At 53.1% G+C, this 23060-nt stretch carries 21 protein-coding genes, 1 tRNA gene and 1 pseudogene; 18 read left to right on the forward strand and 5 right to left on the reverse strand.

What is annotated here, in order from left to right:
* The 6 genes from FP815_09290 to cobI form a co-directional block, all read left to right on the forward strand.
* Nucleotides 1–829 (forward strand): ABC transporter substrate-binding protein (locus tag FP815_09290; protein ID MBA3015134.1); only part of this gene is annotated, 829 nt, incomplete at its 5' end.
* A gap of 29 nt (nt 830–858) precedes the next feature.
* Nucleotides 859–2181 (forward strand): cobyrinate a,c-diamide synthase, encoded by a 1323-nt coding sequence (locus FP815_09295; GenBank protein ID MBA3015135.1) that lies wholly within the window; start codon nt 859–861, stop codon nt 2179–2181.
* The gene (locus FP815_09300; GenBank protein ID MBA3015136.1) at nt 2178–2843 is read left to right on the forward strand and encodes a precorrin-8X methylmutase; all 666 of its coding nucleotides are present in this window, start codon (nt 2178–2180) and stop codon (nt 2841–2843) included. The genes FP815_09295 and FP815_09300 overlap by 4 nt, the downstream gene beginning before the upstream one ends.
* Nucleotides 2836–3924, forward strand: coding sequence for a cobalamin biosynthesis protein CbiD (gene cbiD / locus FP815_09305; protein MBA3015137.1), 1089 nt, complete (start codon nt 2836–2838; stop codon nt 3922–3924). The genes FP815_09300 and cbiD overlap by 8 nt, the downstream gene beginning before the upstream one ends.
* Complete coding sequence (cbiE, locus tag FP815_09310) at nt 3848–5197, forward strand: precorrin-6y C5,15-methyltransferase (decarboxylating) subunit CbiE (GenBank protein MBA3015138.1); 1350 nt, start codon at nt 3848–3850, stop codon at nt 5195–5197. The genes cbiD and cbiE overlap by 77 nt, the downstream gene beginning before the upstream one ends.
* Nucleotides 5194–5919 carry a precorrin-2 C(20)-methyltransferase gene (gene cobI / locus FP815_09315; GenBank protein ID MBA3015139.1) on the forward strand — a complete coding sequence of 242 codons (726 nt, stop codon included), beginning with the start codon at nt 5194–5196 and terminating at the stop codon, nt 5917–5919. Before cbiE ends, cobI begins: the two co-directional genes overlap by 4 nt.
* 166 nt (nt 5920–6085) lie before the next feature.
* On the opposite strand, the pseudogene FP815_09320 reads toward cobI, so the two are convergent.
* Nucleotides 6086–6175, reverse strand: a pseudogene (locus tag FP815_09320) (transposase).
* A gap of 192 nt (nt 6176–6367) precedes the next feature.
* Between FP815_09320 and FP815_09325 the strand changes: the two are divergent.
* From FP815_09325 to FP815_09375, 11 genes are all read left to right on the forward strand, one after another.
* Nucleotides 6368–6631, forward strand: coding sequence for a hypothetical protein (locus FP815_09325; GenBank protein ID MBA3015140.1), 264 nt, complete (start codon nt 6368–6370; stop codon nt 6629–6631).
* A gap of 18 nt (nt 6632–6649) precedes the next feature.
* On the forward strand, nt 6650–7402 hold the full coding sequence (gene cobM, locus FP815_09330) for a precorrin-4 C(11)-methyltransferase (protein ID MBA3015141.1): 753 nt from the start codon (nt 6650–6652) through the stop codon (nt 7400–7402).
* Between the two features lie 103 nt (nt 7403–7505).
* On the forward strand, nt 7506–8174 hold the full coding sequence (pdxH, locus tag FP815_09335) for a pyridoxamine 5'-phosphate oxidase (GenBank protein MBA3015142.1): 669 nt from the start codon (nt 7506–7508) through the stop codon (nt 8172–8174).
* 143 nt (nt 8175–8317) lie between these two features.
* Complete coding sequence (locus FP815_09340) at nt 8318–9820, forward strand: hypothetical protein (protein ID MBA3015143.1); 1503 nt, start codon at nt 8318–8320, stop codon at nt 9818–9820.
* Entirely contained in the window at nt 9724–10515 is a 792-nt protein-coding gene (cobJ, locus tag FP815_09345) for a precorrin-3B C(17)-methyltransferase (protein ID MBA3015144.1), read from the forward strand. Before FP815_09340 ends, cobJ begins: the two co-directional genes overlap by 97 nt.
* Before the next feature lie 6 nt (nt 10516–10521).
* On the forward strand, nt 10522–12045 hold the full coding sequence (locus tag FP815_09350; protein MBA3015145.1) for a methylenetetrahydrofolate reductase: 1524 nt from the start codon (nt 10522–10524) through the stop codon (nt 12043–12045).
* Nucleotides 12046–12632: 587 nt separating this feature from the next.
* Entirely contained in the window at nt 12633–14042 is a 1410-nt protein-coding gene (locus FP815_09355; GenBank protein MBA3015146.1) for an amidophosphoribosyltransferase, read from the forward strand.
* A 14-nt stretch (nt 14043–14056) separates the two neighbouring features.
* A complete protein-coding gene (locus FP815_09360; GenBank protein ID MBA3015147.1) occupies nt 14057–15028 on the forward strand; it encodes a KpsF/GutQ family sugar-phosphate isomerase in 972 nt (323 codons plus the stop codon).
* Nucleotides 15029–15092: 64 nt separating this feature from the next.
* Nucleotides 15093–15659: a 4Fe-4S dicluster domain-containing protein gene (locus FP815_09365; GenBank protein ID MBA3015148.1), complete on the forward strand. Its 567-nt coding sequence runs from the start codon at nt 15093–15095 to the stop codon at nt 15657–15659.
* Between the two features lie 36 nt (nt 15660–15695).
* Nucleotides 15696–16118: a hydrogenase iron-sulfur subunit gene (locus FP815_09370; GenBank protein MBA3015149.1), complete on the forward strand. Its 423-nt coding sequence runs from the start codon at nt 15696–15698 to the stop codon at nt 16116–16118.
* A complete protein-coding gene (locus FP815_09375) occupies nt 16115–16783 on the forward strand; it encodes a hypothetical protein (GenBank protein ID MBA3015150.1) in 669 nt (222 codons plus the stop codon). The genes FP815_09370 and FP815_09375 overlap by 4 nt, the downstream gene beginning before the upstream one ends.
* 179 nt (nt 16784–16962) lie before the next feature.
* Here the strand turns inward: FP815_09375 and FP815_09380 are convergent, their stop codons facing one another.
* Nucleotides 16963–17238 (reverse strand): hypothetical protein, encoded by a 276-nt coding sequence (locus FP815_09380; GenBank protein ID MBA3015151.1) that lies wholly within the window; start codon nt 17236–17238, stop codon nt 16963–16965.
* A gap of 295 nt (nt 17239–17533) precedes the next feature.
* On the opposite strand from FP815_09380, the gene FP815_09385 reads away from it, so the two are divergent.
* Nucleotides 17534–17609: transfer RNA gene (locus tag FP815_09385), tRNA-Lys, on the forward strand.
* 143 nt (nt 17610–17752) lie between these two features.
* Here the strand turns inward: FP815_09385 and FP815_09390 are convergent.
* Genes FP815_09390 through FP815_09400 form a run of 3 tightly spaced genes read right to left on the reverse strand, consistent with a single transcriptional unit; the run spans nt 17753 to nt 22498 of the window.
* The gene (locus FP815_09390) at nt 17753–19318 is read right to left on the reverse strand and encodes a diguanylate cyclase (protein ID MBA3015152.1); all 1566 of its coding nucleotides are present in this window, start codon (nt 19316–19318) and stop codon (nt 17753–17755) included.
* Nucleotides 19308–21689 (reverse strand): PAS domain S-box protein, encoded by a 2382-nt coding sequence (locus FP815_09395; GenBank protein MBA3015153.1) that lies wholly within the window; start codon nt 21687–21689, stop codon nt 19308–19310. Before FP815_09395 ends, FP815_09390 begins: the two co-directional genes overlap by 11 nt.
* Before the next feature lie 14 nt (nt 21690–21703).
* Nucleotides 21704–22498, reverse strand: coding sequence for a phosphate ABC transporter substrate-binding protein (locus FP815_09400; protein MBA3015154.1), 795 nt, complete (start codon nt 22496–22498; stop codon nt 21704–21706).
* Nucleotides 22499–23060 lie beyond the last annotated feature (562 nt).

Consider the following 23060-nt stretch of genomic DNA (forward strand, 5'->3'; position numbering starts at 1 on the left):
CACCTTTGACAAACCCTTCACCCGGATCATCTCCCTCTATTCGGCTCACACCGAGAATCTCTTCTCTTTAGGCTTAGCAGAGCAGATCATCGGGGTTTCGACTAATGACGACTACCCGCAAGCCGCCACAGTAAAACCACAATTCGACTACCGTGAGGACCCGGAACGGATCATCGCCGCGAGGCCAGATCTGGTGATCACCCGCCCGATGATCAGCCGCTCCTCACCCGCCCTGATCGACAAACTGCGGCTTACCGGGATCACCATCGTTTCGCTCCAACCGAACACGGTCGACGAAACCTTTGCCTACTGGCAGACTTTAGGCAAACTATCAGGTCGTGAGCAGGCGGCCGAGGAGATGATCTCTCACTTTACTGCCAGGCTTGAGTCGATCAAGACCGTAGTCCGGAGCATCCCCGAGACCAGCCGCAAGCGCGTTTACTTCGAGGCCATCCACAGCAAAGTCAAGACCTTTGCCCCACAGAGCATGGCGATCTTCGCCCTGACCACGGCAGGCGGGATCAATGTTGCAGCCGACGCAGACCAGGTGCGCTCAACCAACATTGCCGAATATGGCACCGAGCACCTGCTGTCCAAGGCTGGAGATATCGACATCTTTCTCGCGCAACAGGGCCGGATGAACAAAATCACAGAACAGGACATTTTTGAGGAGCCAGGATTTCAGGCCATCAAGGCGGTGAAGGAACGACAGGTCTTTTTGATCGACGAACACCTGGTGGCCCGCCCCACCATGCGCATGATCGAGGGCATTATCAGCATTGGTAAGATTCTGTATCCGGAACAATTCAACCAGGCCTTCCCCGAATAACCATGACGACTCAAAGACAGGCGTTCATGCTGGCTGCGACCAACAGTGGCGCAGGCAAGACCACCATCACCTTAGGACTCCTCGCCGCCCTGCGCCAGCAAGGGGCCTCGGTCCAGCCGTTCAAATGCGGACCGGATTTTATCGATCCCACCCTGCACCAGATGGTAAGTGGCCGAGTATCCCGGAATCTTGATCTCAGGATGTGCGGCGAGACCGTGGTCAGCAACTGCTTTCACCGTCATGGCACAGACGCCGACATTGCCATTATCGAAGGAGTCATGGGCCTCTTTGACGGCGGCGCGGCCTGTCCCGCCGCCTTGGCCAAGACCCTCAAGCTGCCGGTGCTCCTGGTGGTGGACGCCAAGGCCTGTGCCGAAAGCATCGCAGCTGTGGTCAAGGGCTTTGAGACCCTTGACCCGGAGCTGAGGTTGATGGGGGTGATCCTCAACCGAGTAGGAAGCGCACGACATCTCGAACTGTTGAGCGGCGCAATCCGCAGCCACTGCCACACCCCGCTCCTTGGCCACCTGCCCCGAAATCCTGACTTTGTCATTCCTGACCGCCACCTGGGCCTGATGATGGGTGACGAGTCCCCGTTAAGCGCTGCCCAGATTAACGCCTTAGCCGATGCCGTGACTCAGAATATCGACCTTGCCGCCATCCAGCGCCTGGCCTTGATCGAGGACCCAGCCGAGATACCATCGGTATCAACACCGACAGATCCCCACAAAGTCAGAATCGGCATTGCCCGCGACCAGGCCTTCTGCTTCTATTACCAAGACAACCTGGACCTACTGAACCAAAGCGGAGCGATGCTGGTGCCATTCAGCCCCATCAACGATCAAACCCTGCCGCCCGATCTTGATGCCCTCTACCTGGGAGGCGGCTATCCGGAACTCCATGCCAAAAGCTTAAGCGAGAACCAGACCATGCTTGCCGAGATCCGAGCGTGGTCTGAGGCTGGCCGCCCGATCTACGCCGAATGCGGGGGCTTCCTCTATCTTTGCCAGGGCATTACCGATCTGGCAGGAGATTTCTGGGATTTTGCCGCACTCTTTCCGGTGCGAGCCCGAATGCGGCAGCGCCTGACAAGCTTAGGATACCGGGAGGCTACCATTACCCAGCCCTGCCTTTTGGGGACCCAAGGAACACTCTACGGCCATGAATTTCACTACTCGGAAATTGATGAGATGCCACCCGCCATCACTCGGGCCTTTCAACTCCAAGACGGTCGAAGCGAGGGGTATCAAATCAGAAATACCCTGGGCGGTTACCTCCACCTCCACTTCGGCCAAACACCGGAGGCAGCTCAATCTCTTATCACCCTGTGCCGGGAAGGAAAAACTCAATGAACGCAAAAATCACCAGTATCAAGCCTGAAGAGATCGAAGCCAGGAGCTTTGCCATCATCAAAGAGGAGTTCAAGTCCCAGACTGGCCGTTTCCCTGAAGACTTTCCGTCCGATGAGTTTGCCGTTATCCAGCGGGTGATCCATGCCACCGGCGACTTCGCCTTTGCAGCAGCGTTGCATTTTCACCCCCAGGCCATCACCACCGCCATCGCCCGGCTGCGTGAAGGGAGAAGTGTTGCCACCGACGTCCGGATGGCTGCATCAGGAATCAATGCCACGGCTTTAGCTCGCTGGGGCGGCCATGTCATCTGCGAGATCGCCGCCCCTACCATTGCCGACCAAGCCAAATCCCAGGGACTCACCCGCTCTGAGACAGCCATCCAAATGGCCTTTGCTCAAAACCCGGGAATCATCGCCATCGGCAACGCGCCCACTGCGCTCATCAAGGTCATCACCCTCTGCCAACAACAAAATTTCTTTGATGGCGCTATCATCGGCGTACCGGTAGGATTTGTCAATGCCGCTGAAAGTAAAGAGTGGCTTGCGGAGCAAGAGATTCCCTATATTGTCGCCCTTGGCCGCAAAGGCGGGAGCCCGGTGGCCGCAGCAATAGTCAATGCCTTAATCCGGCTGGCAGCCGAAGAGGAAACACTCCGTGGCTAATAAACGCCTACGTTCGGGGTTCACTACCGGCGCCTGTGCCGCAGCCGCAGCCAAGGCCGCCTGCCTGATCATGCTCAGCAACGATCAAGTAGATACAGTGGAAATCCCCTTTCCCGAAGGCCAACGGCACTCCTTCGCCATAATCAATGGTCACCGGCACAATAAGCGCGAGGCGCAAGCCTCAGTGATCAAAGATGCTGGCGACGACCCGGATGTTACCAACGGCGCCGAAATCACTGCCCATGTTACGCTAGCCGAAAGCGCAGAAAAAGATCCTCTGTCCCTGCGTTTTGTGGCAGGCGAAGGAATCGGCATCGTGACCAAGCCCGGCCTGACTATCGCCGTGGGCGAGGCGGCAATCACCCCTGTGCCCCGGCAGATGATTACCGCAGCCATTGCAGAAGCCTTGGTGGAAAAAGAATCACTCGGCCCGATAACCGCTACCGTTACCATCATCATCCCCAAGGGCCGTGAACTGGCAGAAAAGACCTTAAACCATCGGCTGGACATCGTCGGCGGCCTCTCCGTCCTGGGCACCACCGGCATTGTCAGGCCAGTGTCAGCCGAAGCCTGGACCGCCACCATCGAGGCCTCTATGGCGGTGGCCCGTGAAACCGGCTGCCGCGAGATTGTGCTCTCCACCGGTCGCACCTCGGAAAAGGGAGTTCAAGCCTTTCTCAATCTACCAGTGGAATCATTCGCGATGATGGGGGATTACCTTCATTTCTCCCTGACCGCCGCCGCTCGTAACGGGTTTACCAGAATTCACTTGGCCGGAATGTGGGCTAAGATCTTGAAAGCCGCCATGGCCATTCCCCAAACTCATGTTCGCCACGGCGCCCTTGAAGTTGAAGCAGCAGCCAAATTCATCGGTCGCTTAAGCGACAGTCAACCTCTGTGCCACTCCTTAGCCCAAGCCAATACCGCCCGGGAAATTTATGATCGGCTGCTTGCCGAAGGCCGCACAGATCTCATCACTAAAGTCTGCACAGCCGCTAAAAATTATGCCGAAGACGTTGCCCAACGGCCAGTCTCCGTGTACCTGGTCAACAATGCGCTTCAAGTGGCGGCCCATGTCTAAACTGATCCTGATCGGCATTGGTCCTGACGGACCAACCCAGGCGGGACAGACCGCCCTCCAGAAAGTAAGCTGTGTGGTTACCGCCGCCCGCCACAAAGATCTCATCTCCAACCTCCCCTGCGAGATACTGCCGATCTCGCCACTCAGCGAAGCCCTGTCAAAGATCGAGACGCGGCTGACTCTAGGAGATGTTGCCGTCCTCGCTAGCGGAGACCCGCTCTTCTTCGGGATCGGCCGCAGCTTAAGTACTCGCTTCGGCGCCGAGAGACTTACCATTCACCCGGCGATATCCTCGATGCAGCTTGCCTTTTCCCAGCTCAAAGAACCGTGGGACGATGCCATATTCATGTCACTGCACGGTCGGGTAAAACCATCATTGGCAGCAGCAGACCAAATGATCACTTCGGCTTCGCCGAGGGAACAGTACGCTGACCAAGACCTCTTCCCTGCGCTCATGACCCAGCGCCCGCTGTTTCTGTTCACCGACCCGCACCAACGTCCAGAAATTATCGCCGCCGGTATCAATCGTCAAATGGAGACCATCGGTCTTAATGACTCAGACTGCCGGATCATGGTGGCGGAAGAACTCGGCAGCGACAACGAACGTATTACCCACGGCACCCCGAAGAGCATCGCAACCCAGCGTTTTTCCGACCTTAACGTGATGATCATCCGCCTCACCGCCCCGGCAAGCCCGACAACGAAGTTCCTCTTCGGCCTGAAAGAGACCGAAATCGCCCACAGTCGAGGACTGATCACCAAAGACGAAGTTCGATCCGCAATCCTCCATCGACTTCGCCTTCCTCAAACCGGCGTTTTCTGGGACATCGGAGCTGGCAGCGGTTCAATCTCCATTGAGGCAGCCAGACTCTGCCCTGGACTTACGGTCTTTGCCATTGAGCGCAATACCGACCAACAGCAAAACATCGCAATTAATCGCCAGAAATTCAGACTGGCCAACCTCCACCTGATCCCTGGTCAAGCCCCTGACCCCTTAACCGAACTTCCGGATCCGGACCGAGTTTTTATCGGCGGCAGCGGCGGACAACTCCCAGCCATTGTCACGATAGCAAGCACACGGCTTAAAGCACACGGCATCATCATAGCCAGCGCCGTCACCAAAAACACCAGAGACACAGCGCCACGCATCTTTCATCAACACGGACTGCACGTGGATATTTCCACCATCACTATCAGCCGGGAGATCTACCCTCCTCAAGCAAACGGACCGCTCTCCCTTAACCCCATCACCATCATCACAGGAAGCAAATGAACGGCACATTTTATGTTATCGGCGTCGGGCCCGGCGATCCGGAACTTTTGACCTTGAAGGCCCTGCGCCTCCTCGCCAGTTGCCAAACTCTGGTCGTGCCCAAAGGCCATGAAGACGGCAATTCCACAGCCCTTGCCATCATCGAAAAAGTCGTGCCTCTTGCAGGCAAAGAGATCATTGAGATCCATTTCCCAATGAAGAAGATCAGGATGTCGGCCGCCCCGGACCCCGATGTCGATGCCGCCTGGCGCCGAGCAGCCGACACAGTCATCAGCCACCTCAGGACCGGACACAATGTGGCATTCCCAACCTTAGGCGATCCTGCCATCTACAGCACCGGGTTCTACACCTGCCAAACCCTATTGGAACTGGCTCCGGAAAGTAGAACCGTGATCGTACCCGGTGTCTCGGCCATCGGGGCCTGTGCTGCCAGCGCCGGCGTCCCTCTCTGCCAAGGAGACGATATGATGGCCGTGATCCCAGCCACCTTTGATAACGAGCGCTTGACCGAGGTCTTAAACTCCTTTCAGACCATCGTCCTGATGAAGGTGCACCGGGTGATGGACCGCATCGTCCGGCTGCTGACGGAACAGGGACTCTTGGACCATGCGGTGCTTATTGAACGCACCTCCCAGGACACCGAACGTATCATCCACGACCTAACCACGGTGCGGCAGGATGAACTGCATTATTTTTCATCAATCATTGTGAGACGACGATAACCAGGACTCCCACTTGTTGCATGAGAAAAAGAATAGCAAGGAAGAGAGAATTTCCCGAACAAACGATATCGCCATTGCCAAAAGGCGGTTGCCCATTTCTCAGCCGAATCAGGCAACTGCAGAAGAAACAGCCCTGGCCGGAGAAAAACGCATGAACAAAAAAATAGATAATTTTCATGATGTGAAATTTGTCAAAAGTCAGATGGGCAGCCGGAAAGAATGTTGTAACACCCTTAATGAATGCTGGAGACATGTCACTACAAATTTATTTACTTGACTGCAAGAATATTTACAGTAGTAAACGACTATGGGAACTATATTGTTTTGTTGGTTAGGAATGACAGATTTGAAAGCGGCTTCCGGGGCTAGCGAGGTCGGCTTGGGACCAATTCAATACAGTGTTCTTGTTAAAATTATTTCCGAGACAAGGTCGAACCATTGAGTGTTTATGGGGAAAATAGCTATTAAATTGAAAAAGATATTCGATCAGGCAGTTAAAACGAAGGTGATATCGTTTGCGGCAATGGCTGAAGCCAAGTGTATAGCTGAGGAGAATATCAAGACGATGCCCTCCGTTGAGGAACTGGTCGATAAGGGAAGAGACCCGATTCATGCCATCTATACGAACACGCTCAATTTGATCTCGATATTTCAAGAACAGGTTACGACCCTTCCCCCGTTACACCAGATTTATGATTTCATGGCAGAGTGACATGAGAGTTGATAAACTATGAACCCAGTATATTTTGTCGGGGCCGGCCCCGGCGACCCGGAACTTCTGACCATTAAGGGCCGCCGCTTGTTGAATGAGGCCGACCTGATCGTCTTTGCAGGCTCCCTGGTCAACCCGGCGCTGCTCTCCGGACTTGACGCCGAGATCCACGACTCGGCAGGGCTCAACCTGGAAGAAATTGCGGCCCTGATGGCGGCAGCCCAACGCCTGGGGCGCAAGGTCGTTCGCTTGCATACCGGGGATCCGGCGATCTTTGGGGCGATCAAGGAACAGATGGCGGAACTTGACAGAAAGGGGGTGCCGTACGAGGTGGTGCCGGGGGTGAGTTCGATGGCCGCCACCGCCGCAGCCCTAAAGAGCGAACTCACTCTGCCCGAGGTCTCCCAGACCGTGATCATCACCCGTCAGGCTGGCCGGACCCCGGTGCCGGAACGAGAGAATCTGATCTCTTTGGCCAGCCATCAGGCCACAATGATGATTTTTCTGAGCGCCGGGCTAATTGACCAGGTGGTGACCGATCTGCAAGCCGGCGGCTACCCGGACGACACCCCGGTGGCGGTGGTGGAAAAGGCCAGCTGGCCGGAAGAACGGATTATCCGCGGAGATTTGACCAACATCGCCCAACAGGTGAAAGAGGCAGGAATCGTCAAGACCGCCATGATCGCCGTTGGTCAGGCCTTTGCCCAAGCAGACTTGAAGGCGGTTTCAAAACTATACGACAAGAACTTCGCCCACGGCTGTCGGGGTTGACGAAAATATGCCAGCCTAAGTAAGGCGAAAGTCGATGTTGCCAAGTAGTGGGCGCCATAAGCCACACCCTTGGCTCACCCTCTACCCACCACCCAAAACACCCATGTCTTTGATCAAAAAAATTATTGTCCGTCTCATCAAGAGCGGTGCGAGCCGTTACCTTGACGAGGCAAAACTCAGCAGGGCCACGGCCGATGTCAATCCGTTCCGCCAGTTTGACGCCTGGTTTGAACTGGCCAAGGAGGTGGATCCGGAGTTCGCCAACGCCATGGTGCTCTCCACTGTTTCCTCCTCCGGCCAGCCGTCCAACCGCCTGGTGCTGCTCAAGGGGGTCGACGAACAGGGCTTTGTCTTTTACACCAATTACGGCAGCCGCAAAGCTTACGAACTTGACAGCAACCAGCAGGCAAGTTTAGTGTTCTGGTGGAAGGAGGTCTATCGCCAGGTGAGAATCGAGGGCCAGGTGGAAAAGGTCAGCCGTGAAGAATCGGAATGCTACTTTGCGACCAGGCCGCGGGCTAGCCAGATCGGGGCCTGGGCCTCTCGGCAAAGCGCCACCCTCAGCCGTCGGGCCCAACTCCAGGAAAAAATCGATTCATACCAACGTCGATTCAAGGGACAGCAAGTGCCATGCCCACCCTTCTGGGGCGGCTACCGTCTGGTTCCCCACTCACTTGAATTCTGGCAGGGCCGTGAAAGCCGCCTGCATGATCGCCTTGTCTACCGAAGGACGGTGGACGGAGAATGGGAGATCGAACGGCTGTCACCATGAGAGATGATGCGGAGACAAACCCTTTGCCCCCCGTTCCCTTCGACTCCGCTCAGGGAACGATCTTGAATCCACATCGTTCCCTGAGCGGAGTCGAAGGGAACGAAATCGAAGCCGACTTCTCCACCTAACAGCACCTAAGCATAATGCCTTACATATATATCCTTGAATGCGCTGACGGCAGCTACTATACCGGAAGCACGACTAATTTGGAACGACGCCTGTGGGAGCATCAAAACGGACAAGGGGCTAATTATACCAGAAACAGGCTTCCGGTAAGATTGGCATACTGTGATGAGTGTGATCGTCTTGACGATGTGTTCTTCAGAGAGAAGCAAATTCAGGGGTGGAACCGCAAAAAGAAACAGGCGCTAATCACGGGGGATACCAACCAACTGCATCGATTAGCAGCGTACCGAAATGAAACGCATTGCAGGAATGTCAAGATCAGCAGCAGAGTTATTGACCTGCCGGAACGAAAGATCCTTCCTGGCGGCGCTTCTGTTCCCTTCGACTCCGCTCAGAGAACGGAAAATCGCGCTTGCTATCCAAACGTTCATACTCGTTCCCTGAGCGGAGTCGAAGAGACCAGCACCGAGCCCTTGTTAACCCAGCGAACAAAACCGTTAGCGCCACTAGCCATCATCGCCCTGACAATCGGTGGCAAAAAACTGGCGGCCCAAATCGGCGCCAAACTTCAGGCCGTTGTCCTTGACCCTCAGGGCCAAGGCTTGGCCGCAACCATGGCCGATGCCTGGCCACGCTATGGCGGACTAATTCTGATCATGGCAGCCGGGATTGCCGTGCGAACCATCGCCCCACTGCTGGCCAGTAAACGGAGCGACCCCGGCGTGGTGGTGCTGGATGAGGCTGGACGCTTTGCCGTGAGCCTCCTCTCCGGTCATTTAGGCGGCGGCAACCACCTGGCTCACCTTGCAGCTGCCGCAACCGGCGGCCAGGCAGTAATTACCACGGCCTCGGACACCTTAGGCCTTACCGCCATCGACCTCTGGGCTCGACATAACAATTTAGTTATTGCCCAAGGCAGCCTGACCGCAGCCAGCGCCGCACTGGTCAATAACGGCACAATTACCGTTTTTACCGACCTGCCGGGAACACTCCCTGCTGACTTTGCCCCCGGAGCAAAAATTGAAGAAGCCGAGTTGATCATCAGCAACCGTCTTCCCCCGAAGAACCGTGCCTTGGCCATTCTCTGTCCCAAAAATCTCGTCATAGGGGTTGGCTGCAACAGGGGCACGGTCATGGCGGAAATCGAAGAGGCGGCGATGGCCACCTGCAGTCAGCACCGATTCTGCTTTCAAGCCGTTTCGCAGATGGCATCCATTGATATCAAACACGACGAGCCGGGGCTGCTCCAGTTTGCTTCAGTTCACGGACTTAGACAACACTGGTACAACGCGGAACAACTCAACTCGGTCCCAGGCATCACTCCATCAAGCGCGGTGCTGAAGGCGACCGGGGCTTTAGCCGTAGCCGAGCCGGCAGCCATGCTGGCCGCCTGCACCAATACTCTACTGATCAGGAAAACAAAATGGAACAATGTAACCATCGCCCTGGCCGAGACGCAAGTAATGCTGTCGGTCGACTCTCAATCGTCGGCACCGGACCCGGCGGCCTCGAACACCTGACCGAAGCCGCCAAGACGGCTATTGCCCGTTCCTCTACCATCATCGGCTACAGCACCTACCTCGATCTCATCCCTGAACTGCTGGTGGGCAAGGTGGTGCTCTCCTCGGCCATGATGCAGGAGGTGGACCGTTGCCGCAAGGCGCTTGAGATGGCAGAGGCCGGCCACGACATCGCCCTGGTCTGCGGCGGAGATCCCGGCATCTATGCCATGGCCGGTCTGGTCTTCGAGTTGGCCGCCGAGAAGGATAGTTCTGCCACCATCGAAGTTATTCCCGGTCTCGCCGCCTTGAACAGCTGCGCGGCCCGTCTCGGCGCCCCGCTGATGCACGATTTTGCCGCCATCAGCCTCTCCGACCTCCTTACCCCATGGCCGCTGATTGAAAAACGCCTCTCCGCCGCGGCGTCCGCCGACTTCGTGATCGTCATCTACAATCCCAAATCAAAGAAACGGACCGAACACATTGTCCGGGCCAGAGAACTGATCCTGGAGCATCGGGACGCATCAACGCCAGCCGGCATCGTCACCGCCGCCACCAGAGGACAGGAAACCATCACCCTCACCACCCTGGGGAAGCTGCTTGATGCAAAAATTACCATGCAGTCCACGGTCATCGTCGGCAACTCCAAGACCTTCTGCTGGCGCAACTTTATGATCACCCCCAGGGGGTACGCCGATAAATACACCTTGAGCTGACCTGCCATGACCACCGAATCCTCCTTCCGTCGCTCTCTCTTTGACCGCAACCAATTCACCCTCACCTTCGAGTTGGTGCCAAGCCGAGGTGGTCACAGCAAGGGCCAAAGCCGTTTACTGAACCTCGCCCGCCAAGCGGCAGCCGACGGCCGTATGCAGGCGGTCAGCATCACCGAGAACGCCGGTGGTCATCCCGCCCTGTCTCCCGAAGTCCTGGGTCAGGAGATCCAGGCAATGGGTCTGGAGGTCATCAACCATTTCTCCTGCAAGGACAAGAACCGCAACCAGATGGAGAGCCTGCTGTTCAGTTGGGATCGGCAGGGCCTCCACAACCTGCTGGTGCTTTCCGGCGATTACCCCCAAGAGGGCTATCAGGGCAGGCCGAAACCGGTGTTCGACCTCGACAGCGTTCAAGTCTTGGATCTGATTTCGCAGATGAATCGAGGCCGGATCGAAGCCTCCCATCCGGAGGCCGCCCTTGAGTTCACCCCCACTTCCTTCCTGAAGGGGGTGGCGGTTTCCCCCTTCAAACTTCTGCCGTCCGAACTCTTCCTCCAATACGCCAAGCTGCACCGCAAGATCAAGGCTGGCGCCGACTACATCATCACCCAGCTGGGCTACGACGCCAGAAAATTCCATGAGGTTCTGCTCTACCTCAAACTCAACAATTTCAACCTGCCGGTACTAGGCAACGTCTTTATCCCCAACCTTACCGTAGCTAAACTTATGCATCACGGAGAGATCCCCGGTTGCGTAGTCAGCGACACCCTCTATGCCCAAATCATGGAAGAAGCCGCCTCACCGGACCGAGGTCGTCAGGCCAGACTGATCAGGGCAGCAAAACTTTTAGCCATCCTCAAAGGATTAGGGTATGCAGGCGCCCATATCGGCGGACCGGGACTCACCTTTACCGATCTGGACTTCGTGATCAGTCAAGCCCATGACCTCACTCCTGACTGGCGTGACTTGGTCCCAGAACTCACCTACTGGCCAGACAATGGCGCCTATTTTTATGCCCAAGACCCTGAAAACGGCCTCAACATGGCGCAGGCCATCAAGGATCCTGCCGTCAATCCTGGACTGTCTATTCCGTACGCCCTGTCCCATGCAGTACACTCCCTCTTTTTTGAACCAGACGGGGCAGGATTTACCTTGGCCCGGAAACTCTGCCTGGGGCTCGGCGAGGCAGGATACGACACCCTGCTGATGAGGATTGAGTATCTCATTAAACTCCTGCTCTTCGGATGCCAGAACTGCGGGGATTGCCGACTGGCCGATCTCGCCTACCTCTGTCCTCAGTCCGGCTGCGCCAAATACATGTTGAACGGTCCCTGCGGCGGCAGCCAAAATGGTTGGTGCGAAGTCTATCCTAATCGTAAGCGGTGTTTCTACGTCCGGATATACCGACGTCTCGCCAGATACGGCCTCATTGACATCATGAAAGAGGCCCCGACGCGCCCCCGAGACTGGTCACTCCACAATACATCTTCATGGCTTAATTTCTTCAATAATTTTGAGCAAAAACCGTAACCGTTCACCGGGCCCCCGGAAAATGGTTACAACCCGGTGAAATCCGCACGTTCAACGCTTCTGGTAAACGATTACTTAGATTCACAGCATTATTGTTCGTCATTCCGGCACGGTTTTAGCCGGAATCCAGTCTGTTCGAGCTCTCTGGACCCCGGCTAAAACCGTGCCGGGGTGACGAAAAAGACTGCTGGCGTTATTTGATTGGTAATGTGACAAAGTAGAATTAAGTCACTTTGAAATTAAAGGACTGTAGCCTGGTGGTCAATTGAGATTGAAAATGAAAAAAAATCTAGTCCATATTTTCTTAGTCTCATTAGTTTCGACCCTCTTTTAAGCAATTCGGCTATTAAACGAGATAACCAACATCCCAGAATAATAAGATTTTTCTAATTACCCCCCAGCAGCCTACATACTATTCAACCTGAATCGTAAGAAAAAATTATTTCCCATCTTCCTAAAAAAAGGTAGTATACTTACTTTTTCCCGGATCGATTTTTAATTCATTCGCTCTTTCCATGTGACGGGCAACACGCCCGATAATGTCGAGCCTGTTGCACCACTCACGCCGGGCTCAGAAGGATCATATTATGCCTTGCAACACCCAATCACTCAGGCCCAAGGAAGAATGCGGAGTCTGCGGAATTTTTGGACACCCTGACGCAGCAAAACTCACGTACTTCGGCCTTTACGCCCTTCAACATCGCGGACAAGAGAGTGCCGGCATTGTCTCTTCCGATGGTGTCAAAGTCCATGAATACAAAGCAATGGGCTTGGTCCCGGAGGTTTTCTCCGAGACAATCCTAGGCCGCCTGCACGGCAACATGGCCTTAGGGCATGTCCGTTACTCAACTACCGGCGGTTCCAGCGTCATTAACGCCCAGCCATTTACAGCCTCCCACCAAGGTGGCACCATCGCCATTGCCCATAACGGTAATCTAGTCAACACCAAAGAACTTCGCGATGAGCTGGAGGCCGCTGGCGCTATCTTCCAGTCCTCTACCGACAGCGAGGTTGTGGTTCATCTTCTTGCCCACAACTCGGCTCTCGGACTTGAACAGTCAATCCAAAAAACTTTCACCCGGGTGAGTGGCGCATACTCTATCCTGTTGATGACCAAAACTCAGCTCATCGCTATCCGCGACCCTTACGGCTTCCGCCCCTTATGTCTCGGACAACTGAACAGCGGAGGCTATGTCGTTGCTTCCGAAACTTGTGCTCTGGACCTGATCGAGGCAAAATACATTAGAGACATCGAGCCGGGAGAAATCCTGATCATTGATAAGAATGGGCTCCGTACCATTTCAACCCCTCCCTTGCACAAACCGCGATTCTGCATCTTCGAACAGGTCTATTTTGCCCGCCCAGACAGCGATATCTTCGGACTGAATGTCTATTCCTCCCGCAAAAAAATGGGGGCAATCCTTGCTCGTGAAGCCAAAATCGATGCCGATTTTGTCATGCCCTTTCCCGACTCGGGCAACTACGCGGCTCTAGGCTACTCGCAAGCATCAGGACTACCACTTGAGATGGGAATGATACGCAACCATTATATTGGTCGTACCTTCATTCAACCAACCCAGTCCATGCGCGACTTTTCGGTACGGGTCAAGTTGAACCCGGTTCGTTCCTTTCTAGAGGGCAAACGGGTAATCATCATGGAAGACTCCATTATCCGCGGCACCACCGGTCGCAGCCGGGTACAGTCCCTGCGTAACGCCGGGGCCAAGGAAGTCCATATGCTGATTAGCTGCCCCCCTACCAGATATCCCTGCTTTTATGGCATTGACTTCCCCACCGGAGGTCAGTTAATCGCAGCCAATAACACAGTCGAAGAGATCCGCAAATCCCTTGATCTTGATTCACTTCAATACTTAAGTATTGAAGGCCTAGTCGAAGCCACTGGCATGCCAAAGGATACCTTCTGTCTTGCCTGCTTCAACAACGACTATCCGGTCCCACCTGATCAGAACTTCCACAAGCTGGCCTTTGGCAGCTGATCACCCATAGACCCATGTCAATCACCCTTGCCAAAGAGGTCCTGCAGATCGAAGCCAATGGCATTCTTGCCATGGTTGACCGACTGGACCATAATTTCGAACATGCGGTTGCCATGATCATGGACTGCCCCAGCCGGGTGATCATCACCGGAATCGGCAAGTCCGGAATTATCGGTCAAAAGATCGCCGCCACCTTGAACAGCACCGGGACTTCATCCTTCTTCCTACACCCGGTTGAAGCCATGCACGGCGATTTAGGGCTGGTCTCACCCGATGATGTTATCCTTGCCATCTCCAACAGTGGTGAAACCCCAGAACTGACCATGCTGCTGCCCAGTTTCAAAAAAAGAGGCAATCGACTCATCGCGATGACCGGCAACCGCGAGTCAACACTGGCCAAGACCTCTGACGCCGTGCTCAATGTCGGTGTAGAACGTGAGGCCTGCCCCATGGGCCTTGCGCCCACCGCCAGTACCACTGCCACCTTGGCCATGGGAGACGCGCTGGCAGTTGTCCTCCTCAACCGCAAACAGTTCAAGGAGAGTGACTTCCTCCGCAATCACCCGGGCGGCAGCCTGGGCGAACGACTCAAGATCAGGGTTGAAGAGGTAATGCTTACCGGAACACGCATCCCGACAATAAGCCCTGACACTCTCTTCTCAGAGGCCCTGGTAGAGCTGAACGAAAAAAATATCGGGGCGGTATTGGTTGTCTCCCACGAAAAATACATACTAGGTATTCTTACCGATGGCGATATTCGTCGTCTTGTGGTTAAATCTGCTGCAATTTTTGCTCGTCCAACTGGCGAGTTAATGACACCAAACCCTAAAACCATTCAGGCCGACCTTTTGGCAGCTGATGCCTTGAGCATCATGCAACGTCACGAAGTAACGATCCTGCCGGTGGTCGACCATGACCAACGCTTGATCGGCATTCTGCACCTGCATGATCTACTGGGAAAAGGTGAGTTCCGTGTGCTTATTTAAGACGATGGACTTCATGCGAAGACCGTCCTTCACCCTTTGATCAATACAGCCAAGAGAGATTCCCATGGGAATTACCAACACCGAAATTAACCCGGCCTTTAGCAGCCAAGTAACCGACATCCCCGGCGGCGAGTGGCTCAACCGTTGCTTCTCCTGCGGCGCCTGCAGTGGCGCCTGTCCGGTCAGCCAAGCTATCCCTGACTTCGATCCTCGAAAGATCATCCACATGATCCGCATGGGACTCAAAGACAGAGTCCTCAAATCGGATCTTATGTGGTACTGCTCAAAGTGCAGGTCATGTGTTTTTGTCTGCCCTCAGAATGTCGGCTTTGCTGACATCATGACAGCGCTCAGGAAGATTGCCGTCAGTGAAGGGTATGTTACCGAACAAGACCTGCGCGACAAGGGTAAAGTTGCCTGGGTTGAACGTGACCAGTGCGTATCATGCCTTACCTGCGTCCGAGTCTGCCCCTGGAGTATCCCTAAAATCGACACGAAAGGTGTAGCTGAGATCAGCACCAAAGAGTGCAGGGCTTGTGGAATCTGTGTCAGTGAGTGCCCGGCCCAGGCAATCAAATTGAATGAATCTGAAGATGAACGTCTGCTTGCCGCCTGCGCCAGCAGCAAATAACAAACAAACGGCGGCCCCGTTACGTAGGAGAATCCAATGAGCTTCAGCCCTGACATCCAGGCATTTTGTTGCCATTACACATCCCAGCAGTCCTGTTCGCAAGATGGCGGCGGACTACTGGAAGATGGCTTCCCGTCCACTGTGACAATCAACCGCTTACCATGCTCCGGCAAACTTCAGGTCAGCGCTTTACTTGCTGCCCTTGAAAATGGCGCCGATGGCGTCTATGTGGTGGGCTGCCCCAAAGACACCTGCCACAACGTCCTTGGAAGCCAACGGGCGGCAAAGAAAGTCCTGGCGGTCAAAAAGGCCCTGGTAGAACTTGGTGTAGAACCGGAACGAATCGAGATGTTCCACCTACAGCGAGGACTCCACCCCGAATTCATTACAGCGGCCCAAACTATGGACAAAACTATACGGACACTTGGCCCAAGCCCATTCAAGGGAGAGAGCAAATGATCATCGCAAATCGCAAACCCGTGGCCGAGATCGTAGCCATGGTTAAGGACTTCAGCAGAGTCTTGGTGTTAGGGTGCCGGGGATGTGTCTCGGTATGTTCCGCTGGAGGTGAGCGGGAGGTGGAACTTCTCGCCTCACTGTTACGGTTGGGTTGCCAGAAGGAAGGCAAGAAATTAAATACTATCACCGCGACGCTGGTTCGTCAGTGTGATAAAGAATATATCGACACCTTAGACGACTGGGATGGCCAGTATGATGCCATCGTCTCCATGGCCTGTGGTGTTGGCGTTAACTTTATTGCCAACTTACGACCAATGACCCGCATCTACCCAGGCGTCAACACCACTTGCATGGGCGGTTCAATGGAACAAGGGCAATGGATTGAGCAATGTGCCGGTTGCGGCGATTGTGTGCTCCATCTCACTGCTGGCCTCTGCCCCGTGGCCCGTTGCGCCAAAAGCCTGATGAATGGCCCGTGCGGTGGTTCAGTAGGCGGTCGTTGCGAGATTCACACCAACACTCCTTGCATCTGGCAGTCGATCCATGATCGATTAGACCGCTTAGGCCGCAAAAATGAACTCTCCGACATCGCTCCTATTCGCGACTGGCGGACATCTGGACATGGCGGACCTCGCACCACGCTTCGTGACGACCTGACAATCTAACTTTTCCCTCCTCTCCTGGGAGACATAAGGAGCCGTTATTACCAAAGATGATGAAATTATATTGTGACAACGGCTTAAAGTATCACGAGAGCCACAAATAAAAAGAAAGGGGTCAATTCTCAATACGAGAACAGGCCCCTTTCTTTTTATTTATCAATTCTCAACTCAACTACCAGTTATCATTCACGCATGGTTCCTCGATTTTCCCTGCGGACAGACTGACGCCAGTACTCGGTTGCCGCCGGATTCGCCTTTGTCTCAACATGACCCGCTGCAGGCTTTATCGAATCAACCCAAGCCCGTAACTTCTGATGACGTCGGACCTTACTGAGATCAACAACTTGTTGATTCTCTGCCGACACCTCTTTACTCACCACAGCATCCGCAGCATTACTCATTGTCCCAACCAGCAGGATCAAACAGGCTATCGTGATAGCGCTCATTGTGATCTTCATCTTCCCCCCCCAAGGTTAGATGCCATTGTCTCATTTCGACTTTACGACAATGAAAGTATTTTCAAGATGTTCACAATTTTCGCATTTGGCACTACCCACACTACCTTTTCACATTTATTCTTTTCACAATTACTATATTTTATTCCAGCACATAGAGAGGCCTTATGTCAAGAAGAAATTATAACAAAAAATTACTTGCATAATTTCACAAAGCACATCACCAAAAAATACTCTCTTTTTTCGGTATTCCCCCTTGACCTTACCCACCACTTGTGATACTTTCGAACCCAATTCCGGGCCATTAGCTCAACTGGTAGAGCATATGACTCTTAATCATCAGGTTTGGGGTTCGAGTCCCCGATGGCCCACCAAAAAATCAAGCGCTTACTTCACTATGGAGTAAGCGCTTTTTTTGTTTATTATCTCCTCCAAACCCACAACACACTTCTAACGCAAACCTTGAAGTTCCCCCGATTCATCAATCAATACAGAGTCCTGTTCATATGCTTAAGCATCAAGCCGAACTGCTTTCATAAACCACTACCCGATTTTTACCCTGTTCTTTAGCCTGATACAAGGCTTGGTCGGCACAAACAATATAATCGGCCAAGAAATCCTCATTCTCATGATCGAGCGAAGTTACTTCACCCGACCAAATGCCAACACTGGCAGTCAAAGGAATCTCCTCTCCCTGATAAACAAACCCACCCTGGGCGATACCCTGCCGCATCCGTTCACCGACAGATTTGGCGCCATCCAACCCGGTATTCAGCAGAATAACACAGAACTCCTCCCCACCCATACGCAAGGCATACTGCTCGGTCCTGCCAATATGCTCAAGCTCACGGCCCATCCCAAATAAATCACATTTTCGAACCGCAAGCTGCAAGACATTACCCACTTTGCGAAGGGCCACGTCTCCGGCGTCATGACCATAGAGATCATTAACCTTCTTAAAGTCATCCAGGTCCACCATAAGCACAGCCATTTGCATCTTTACGCCCATATTTCTCTTCAATTCGTCAAACAGGACTTTCACCAGAAAACGACGATTATAAAGACCAGTGAGCGGGTCGGTGAGCGCCTCTTCCATGGATGTTACGGCCCGCTGATGATAAAGACTGTTCAAGATGAGCTGAACCATCTGAGTCTTGAATATCTCAAGCAGATTTAGATCGGCTCGCATTTCTTTAGATTTTATGGTCTCAATATACATCCCGCCAAATCTCTGATCCCTGTTCACCAAGGGCACAAAGCACTGATTGCCAACGACCTGGCATTGATTCACGGCCAATGATGCCTGGAAGAGACTCTCATCCTCGACAACTTGATGAAGATTCAACTGGTTTTCGAATCGTCCCACTCCATACTGAAGCTTCGGACCATCCTTATCCGGCCAGAACACTATGCACCCATTTTCCGCCTCCAAAAAGGCCATAAACTCAAAGAGCAAGCCAGTCAACAACGACTGCAGCGAATGGGGCGGCACGCAGGAGAGAACCCCCACCGCATGGAGAATATGACTCAAGCCATGCTTATGCATCTCAACCGCCCGCATATACTCCTCCAAGCGGCGCTTGTTATTCCAGGCGCTTACCATGTTCAAGGCTGACTGCTCGAGTTCCTCCGGGGCAAAAGGCTTTTTAAAATAGAGCAACTGATCCTGACTGTCTCCTGAGAAGAGATCCCGGATCTGATTGACACTTCGGTCGGTATAGGCGGTCACTACCGTGCAGACGAGATCACGATCAAGCTCACGAATGGCCTTAATCGTCTCATACCCGTCCATCCCCGGCATCCGCATATCGAAAAAACCCGCTGCTACCCTCCGGCCGGCAGCCAACTCATCACGGATCAACTGTAACGCCTTGACGCCGGAGTCGGCCAACAACAAGGTATATTCCTGCCGAGAATCACTGCCCGAGACGGCGCTCTCTCCAGACCGTTCATCTGCCAAGGCCAGGATATCGGCAAGCTCCGCATCCTCCTCCGAGATAGTAAGTATCTGCCGGTACGATTCCAGAACCGATTCTTCATCATCCACACATATAATTGTCTTGCAATACCAATTACTGGTCATACCTTACCCCCATAGATAACAGCACCTGAAAGGTTGTTCCTTTGCCTGGCACACTCTCTTTCAATACAATATCACCACCAAACTGACGAGCCAGCTTACGCGCAAAGCTGGTGCCAATGCCTGTGCCCTGACGCCCCTTGGAGGTAAACCCAGGAGTGAAAATAGCCTCGCATTGAGTAGCATCCATCCCAATGCCAGTGTCGCTGATCTCCATCATTGCTTGCTCTTCATTGGCGACATCGACCACAACCGAAATCACACGATCATGTCCTTGCGGTTGTTTATCAATAGCCTGCATCCCGTTCTTAATCAGATTAGAAAATATGGAATATGCTTCCATATAATCAACCATCACCGTGGGTTCAGCTCGATAGTCCCGACGTAACTCAATCTGCCTTTTTCTCATCCCATCTCCCAGATCATCAATGACCTCATCGAGAAGTTGGGTCACTTTGACCTTCTCAATAGTCTTTTCCTGACGGGACATTTCACGGAGATTATCTATAATCTTGATCACTCGCAAGATCTGACGGTCAAGAAACTCCAGATCGACTATTCGATCAGCGTTGCGTTTGACTAGAGTGTCACTGATTTTAGCTAAAATTATCAGATCTTTTTTCCCTGCGACAGCAAAATAGTCGGCAAAAGTCCCCTTGTTTTCCTCGGCCCGCCAGTCATTAATAATCCGGCCCATGACTTCTATTACTTTAGCCAACTCCTGGGCTTTGGGCAAGCCGAGATCGATCCGGACCTTGACTGCGCTGATTGGGTTCAAGACCTCATGCGCCACCATCCCGGACATCTGGCCCACCACTGCCATCTTCTCGGTTTTGAGCAACTCATCCTGGGTCTCTCGCAAACGGCTCTCGGCCTTCTCTCGCGCCTGCTCAAGCTGCTTTCTCTCGTGGATATCAGTCAGAATAACCAAGAAACCGGCAGGCTGTTCCGACAAATCCCGAATCGATGAAATCGTGCAGGATACCGCAAGCTCTGCCCCACCCTTCATTGGCGCCAACGTATTGTCCACCCGTAGGAATTGATGTTCAAAATCCAACGCCAACTGCACACTACCGTCATCTTGAAAAGCCACAGCCTCTTTCGGCAAAATGGAGACCACAGGCACACCCAACATCTCAACCTGCTCATAATCTAACATGTGAGCGAGTGCCTGATTAATCCTGATGATCATGCCATCAGCCCCGCAGACTGCCATGCCATCCACCACCGAAGACAAGACATTATCGACGAACTGTTTTTCGGCCAGCAGTTGGTTATGTGACTCCTCCACCCGATCCAGCATCAGATTAACTGATTGGGCCAACTCCCCCAGCTCATCCATGGACTGCCACTCCACCCGATCCGAGAGCCGACCACTATGAACAATTGTCTGGGCCAGTCGATTGAGGCGAGTAATAGGTTCGGTGATCTTCAGACCGATCAGGCGGGAAATCACCTCCCCCACTGCCACCATCAATAAGGCAAAGAGAATGATCTGATTTCGCAGTTTGGCGATAGGCTTTTCCCATAGAGCCAAGTCTGCGGTAACCAGCACCTGCCATCCCAACTCGGGTACGACATCACGCTTAAACTTAAAAGAATCGTCGGCAAAAGTCTGTTCGCCAATGGATCGACCATCCGCCCAGAGCTTGCCGAGCAGACCACGGACCTTGGTGATATCCTGGCCCAAATCCTCACTATTCAAACTGCTGTAGATCACTTGGCCTGACGGACTGACAATAAATATATTGTTAAGCGTCTGAATCTTGGCATGGGCAAAGATCTCGGCAAACCGGGCCAAAGGAAAAGCCGCCCGGACAAAACTTAAACGTTTATCGAAAAAATCCGTGGCCATACAGTCAAAAACCAAGGCATACTCCCCAAGGTAGTCGACAAAGCGTGGCTGACTCATTACGGTCTGGCCCGGTTTTGACTGCACGGCCAGCAGATAATCAGGATCATTTTTCAAGTTGGTCGAGCCAAGAGCCGTCGTGCCGCGGACGAGGTTGATGTCCATCATCCCCTCCTCATCCACCAATCCCAGGCTATCAAAGGGGGAATGCAGATTTTTCATGTAGCCCTGAATCATGTTCAAACTATAGTTCTGAAAATATTTCTTAACCGCCTCTGCCGTCGATATCTCGGCCAAGGTCTTCTTGTAATCAACCACCTTTCGGCTTACCAGATCAATAATAACCTGGGTATCTCGCTCCAGGTTCTCGGTCCTTATCTTGTCCATGGAGTGAGTCATAAGGTAATAGCAAAAAATACCCAGAGAAAACGCCATGGCCACGCCGACTCCAATCCGCAGCAAGAAAAGCTTACTGCGGATCGATCCAAGCGTTGAGAATTTTACCGTCCTTCTTTCCTGCATAGCTCGCCTGACCGTCAATTAACCGGCACAGCTCCATTGGCTAAGAGAATAGCGCGCCCCTCGGAGGAGAGGACAAAATCGATAAATTGCGTAGCCAAAACAGAAGGCTTCTCGTTATGCACCAGATAAAATGGCACTAAATATGGATAATCGACCCTGCCATCCACACCAACAACAGGACTTTTCCCATCAACTTTTAGTACCGTCACCTTCTTGCCGCGAGACGACGCCATGGAGACATAACCAATAGTAAACTCATGGTCAGCAAGGGCCTGCACTGCCTCAGCGCTAGTAAAAAATTCCTTGGAGACAAATTGCAAATCTTTAAAACCTGGCATTAATGCCTCCAAGACAATACGGGCTGAATCGCCAACCTCTCGGCTGGTAGGATATATCTTATTATCCGGCCCACCGACCTCTTTCCAGTTGTTGATCTTGCCGGAAAAAATATCCAGGATCTGGGCAGTAGTTAAATTGTCCACCGTGGTCACTGTTGGATGAGTAGCGAACACCACGGGTGTCTGACCGAACTTAACTTCGACCAGGCCACTTTTTTCAGAATCCTTTAGAGGGCGACCAGTTCGAGCAAGATCGGTCTTCCCCTTTAGCAAGGCCTTAATCCCACCGCCTGAGCCAATGCTATCCGGAACCTCCACAGTTACCCCAGAATGGAGTTCTTCAAATTTTTTGGCCAAGGCCCGTACGACCTCCTGATTCTCGCCAGTACCGGCGACCATCAACGTCTCCTGTGCCAGAACCGGGTTTGTCCAGAAACATACCAACAGCAGTAAAGTAAAAATCCTGTTCATGGTAATTCTCCTTAATTAGTTAGACTTGGCGCAACCACCTTCAACTCGATTGACGGTAATCAGTTACAAAAACATTCTGATTATAGCACAATGAAATTGAAGCCATAGTATAAATTTCCCAGCATGATTTCATGCTGGGGTCCAGTGCGTCACAACGGTCTGGATTCCGGCTAAAATCATGCCGGAATGACAAGAAATTGCATGCGCACACAGATATGCAAATGTGACAAAGTAGCGTCCCGCCCTGCCTACGGCAGTGATTTGTCATCAAGTAACTTTTCGCCAACCAGAAGGCCTCAGAATCAAACAAACCGCGTGCGCAACCAGAAACGTGTTGCACACCCTACGCTTTAAACACACAATTTCAATCACTTAAACTTGACAATCTCGCAAAAAGTCCGGGAATGGCTAAGCAGGTAAGCGAGCCTGCGAGACTCCGAAAGGTGCGATATACAAGGCGCGGGGTGTATTTTATGAGTGAGGCCATACATATGGTATGCCGAACGAGCAAAACCGCCACGCAATTCAGTTCAATCCCCGCTGGTGTTGGACGGGGACGCAG

Source organism: Desulfobulbaceae bacterium (assembly GCA_013792005.1).
GTDB lineage: Bacteria > Desulfobacterota > Desulfobulbia > Desulfobulbales > VMSU01 > VMSU01.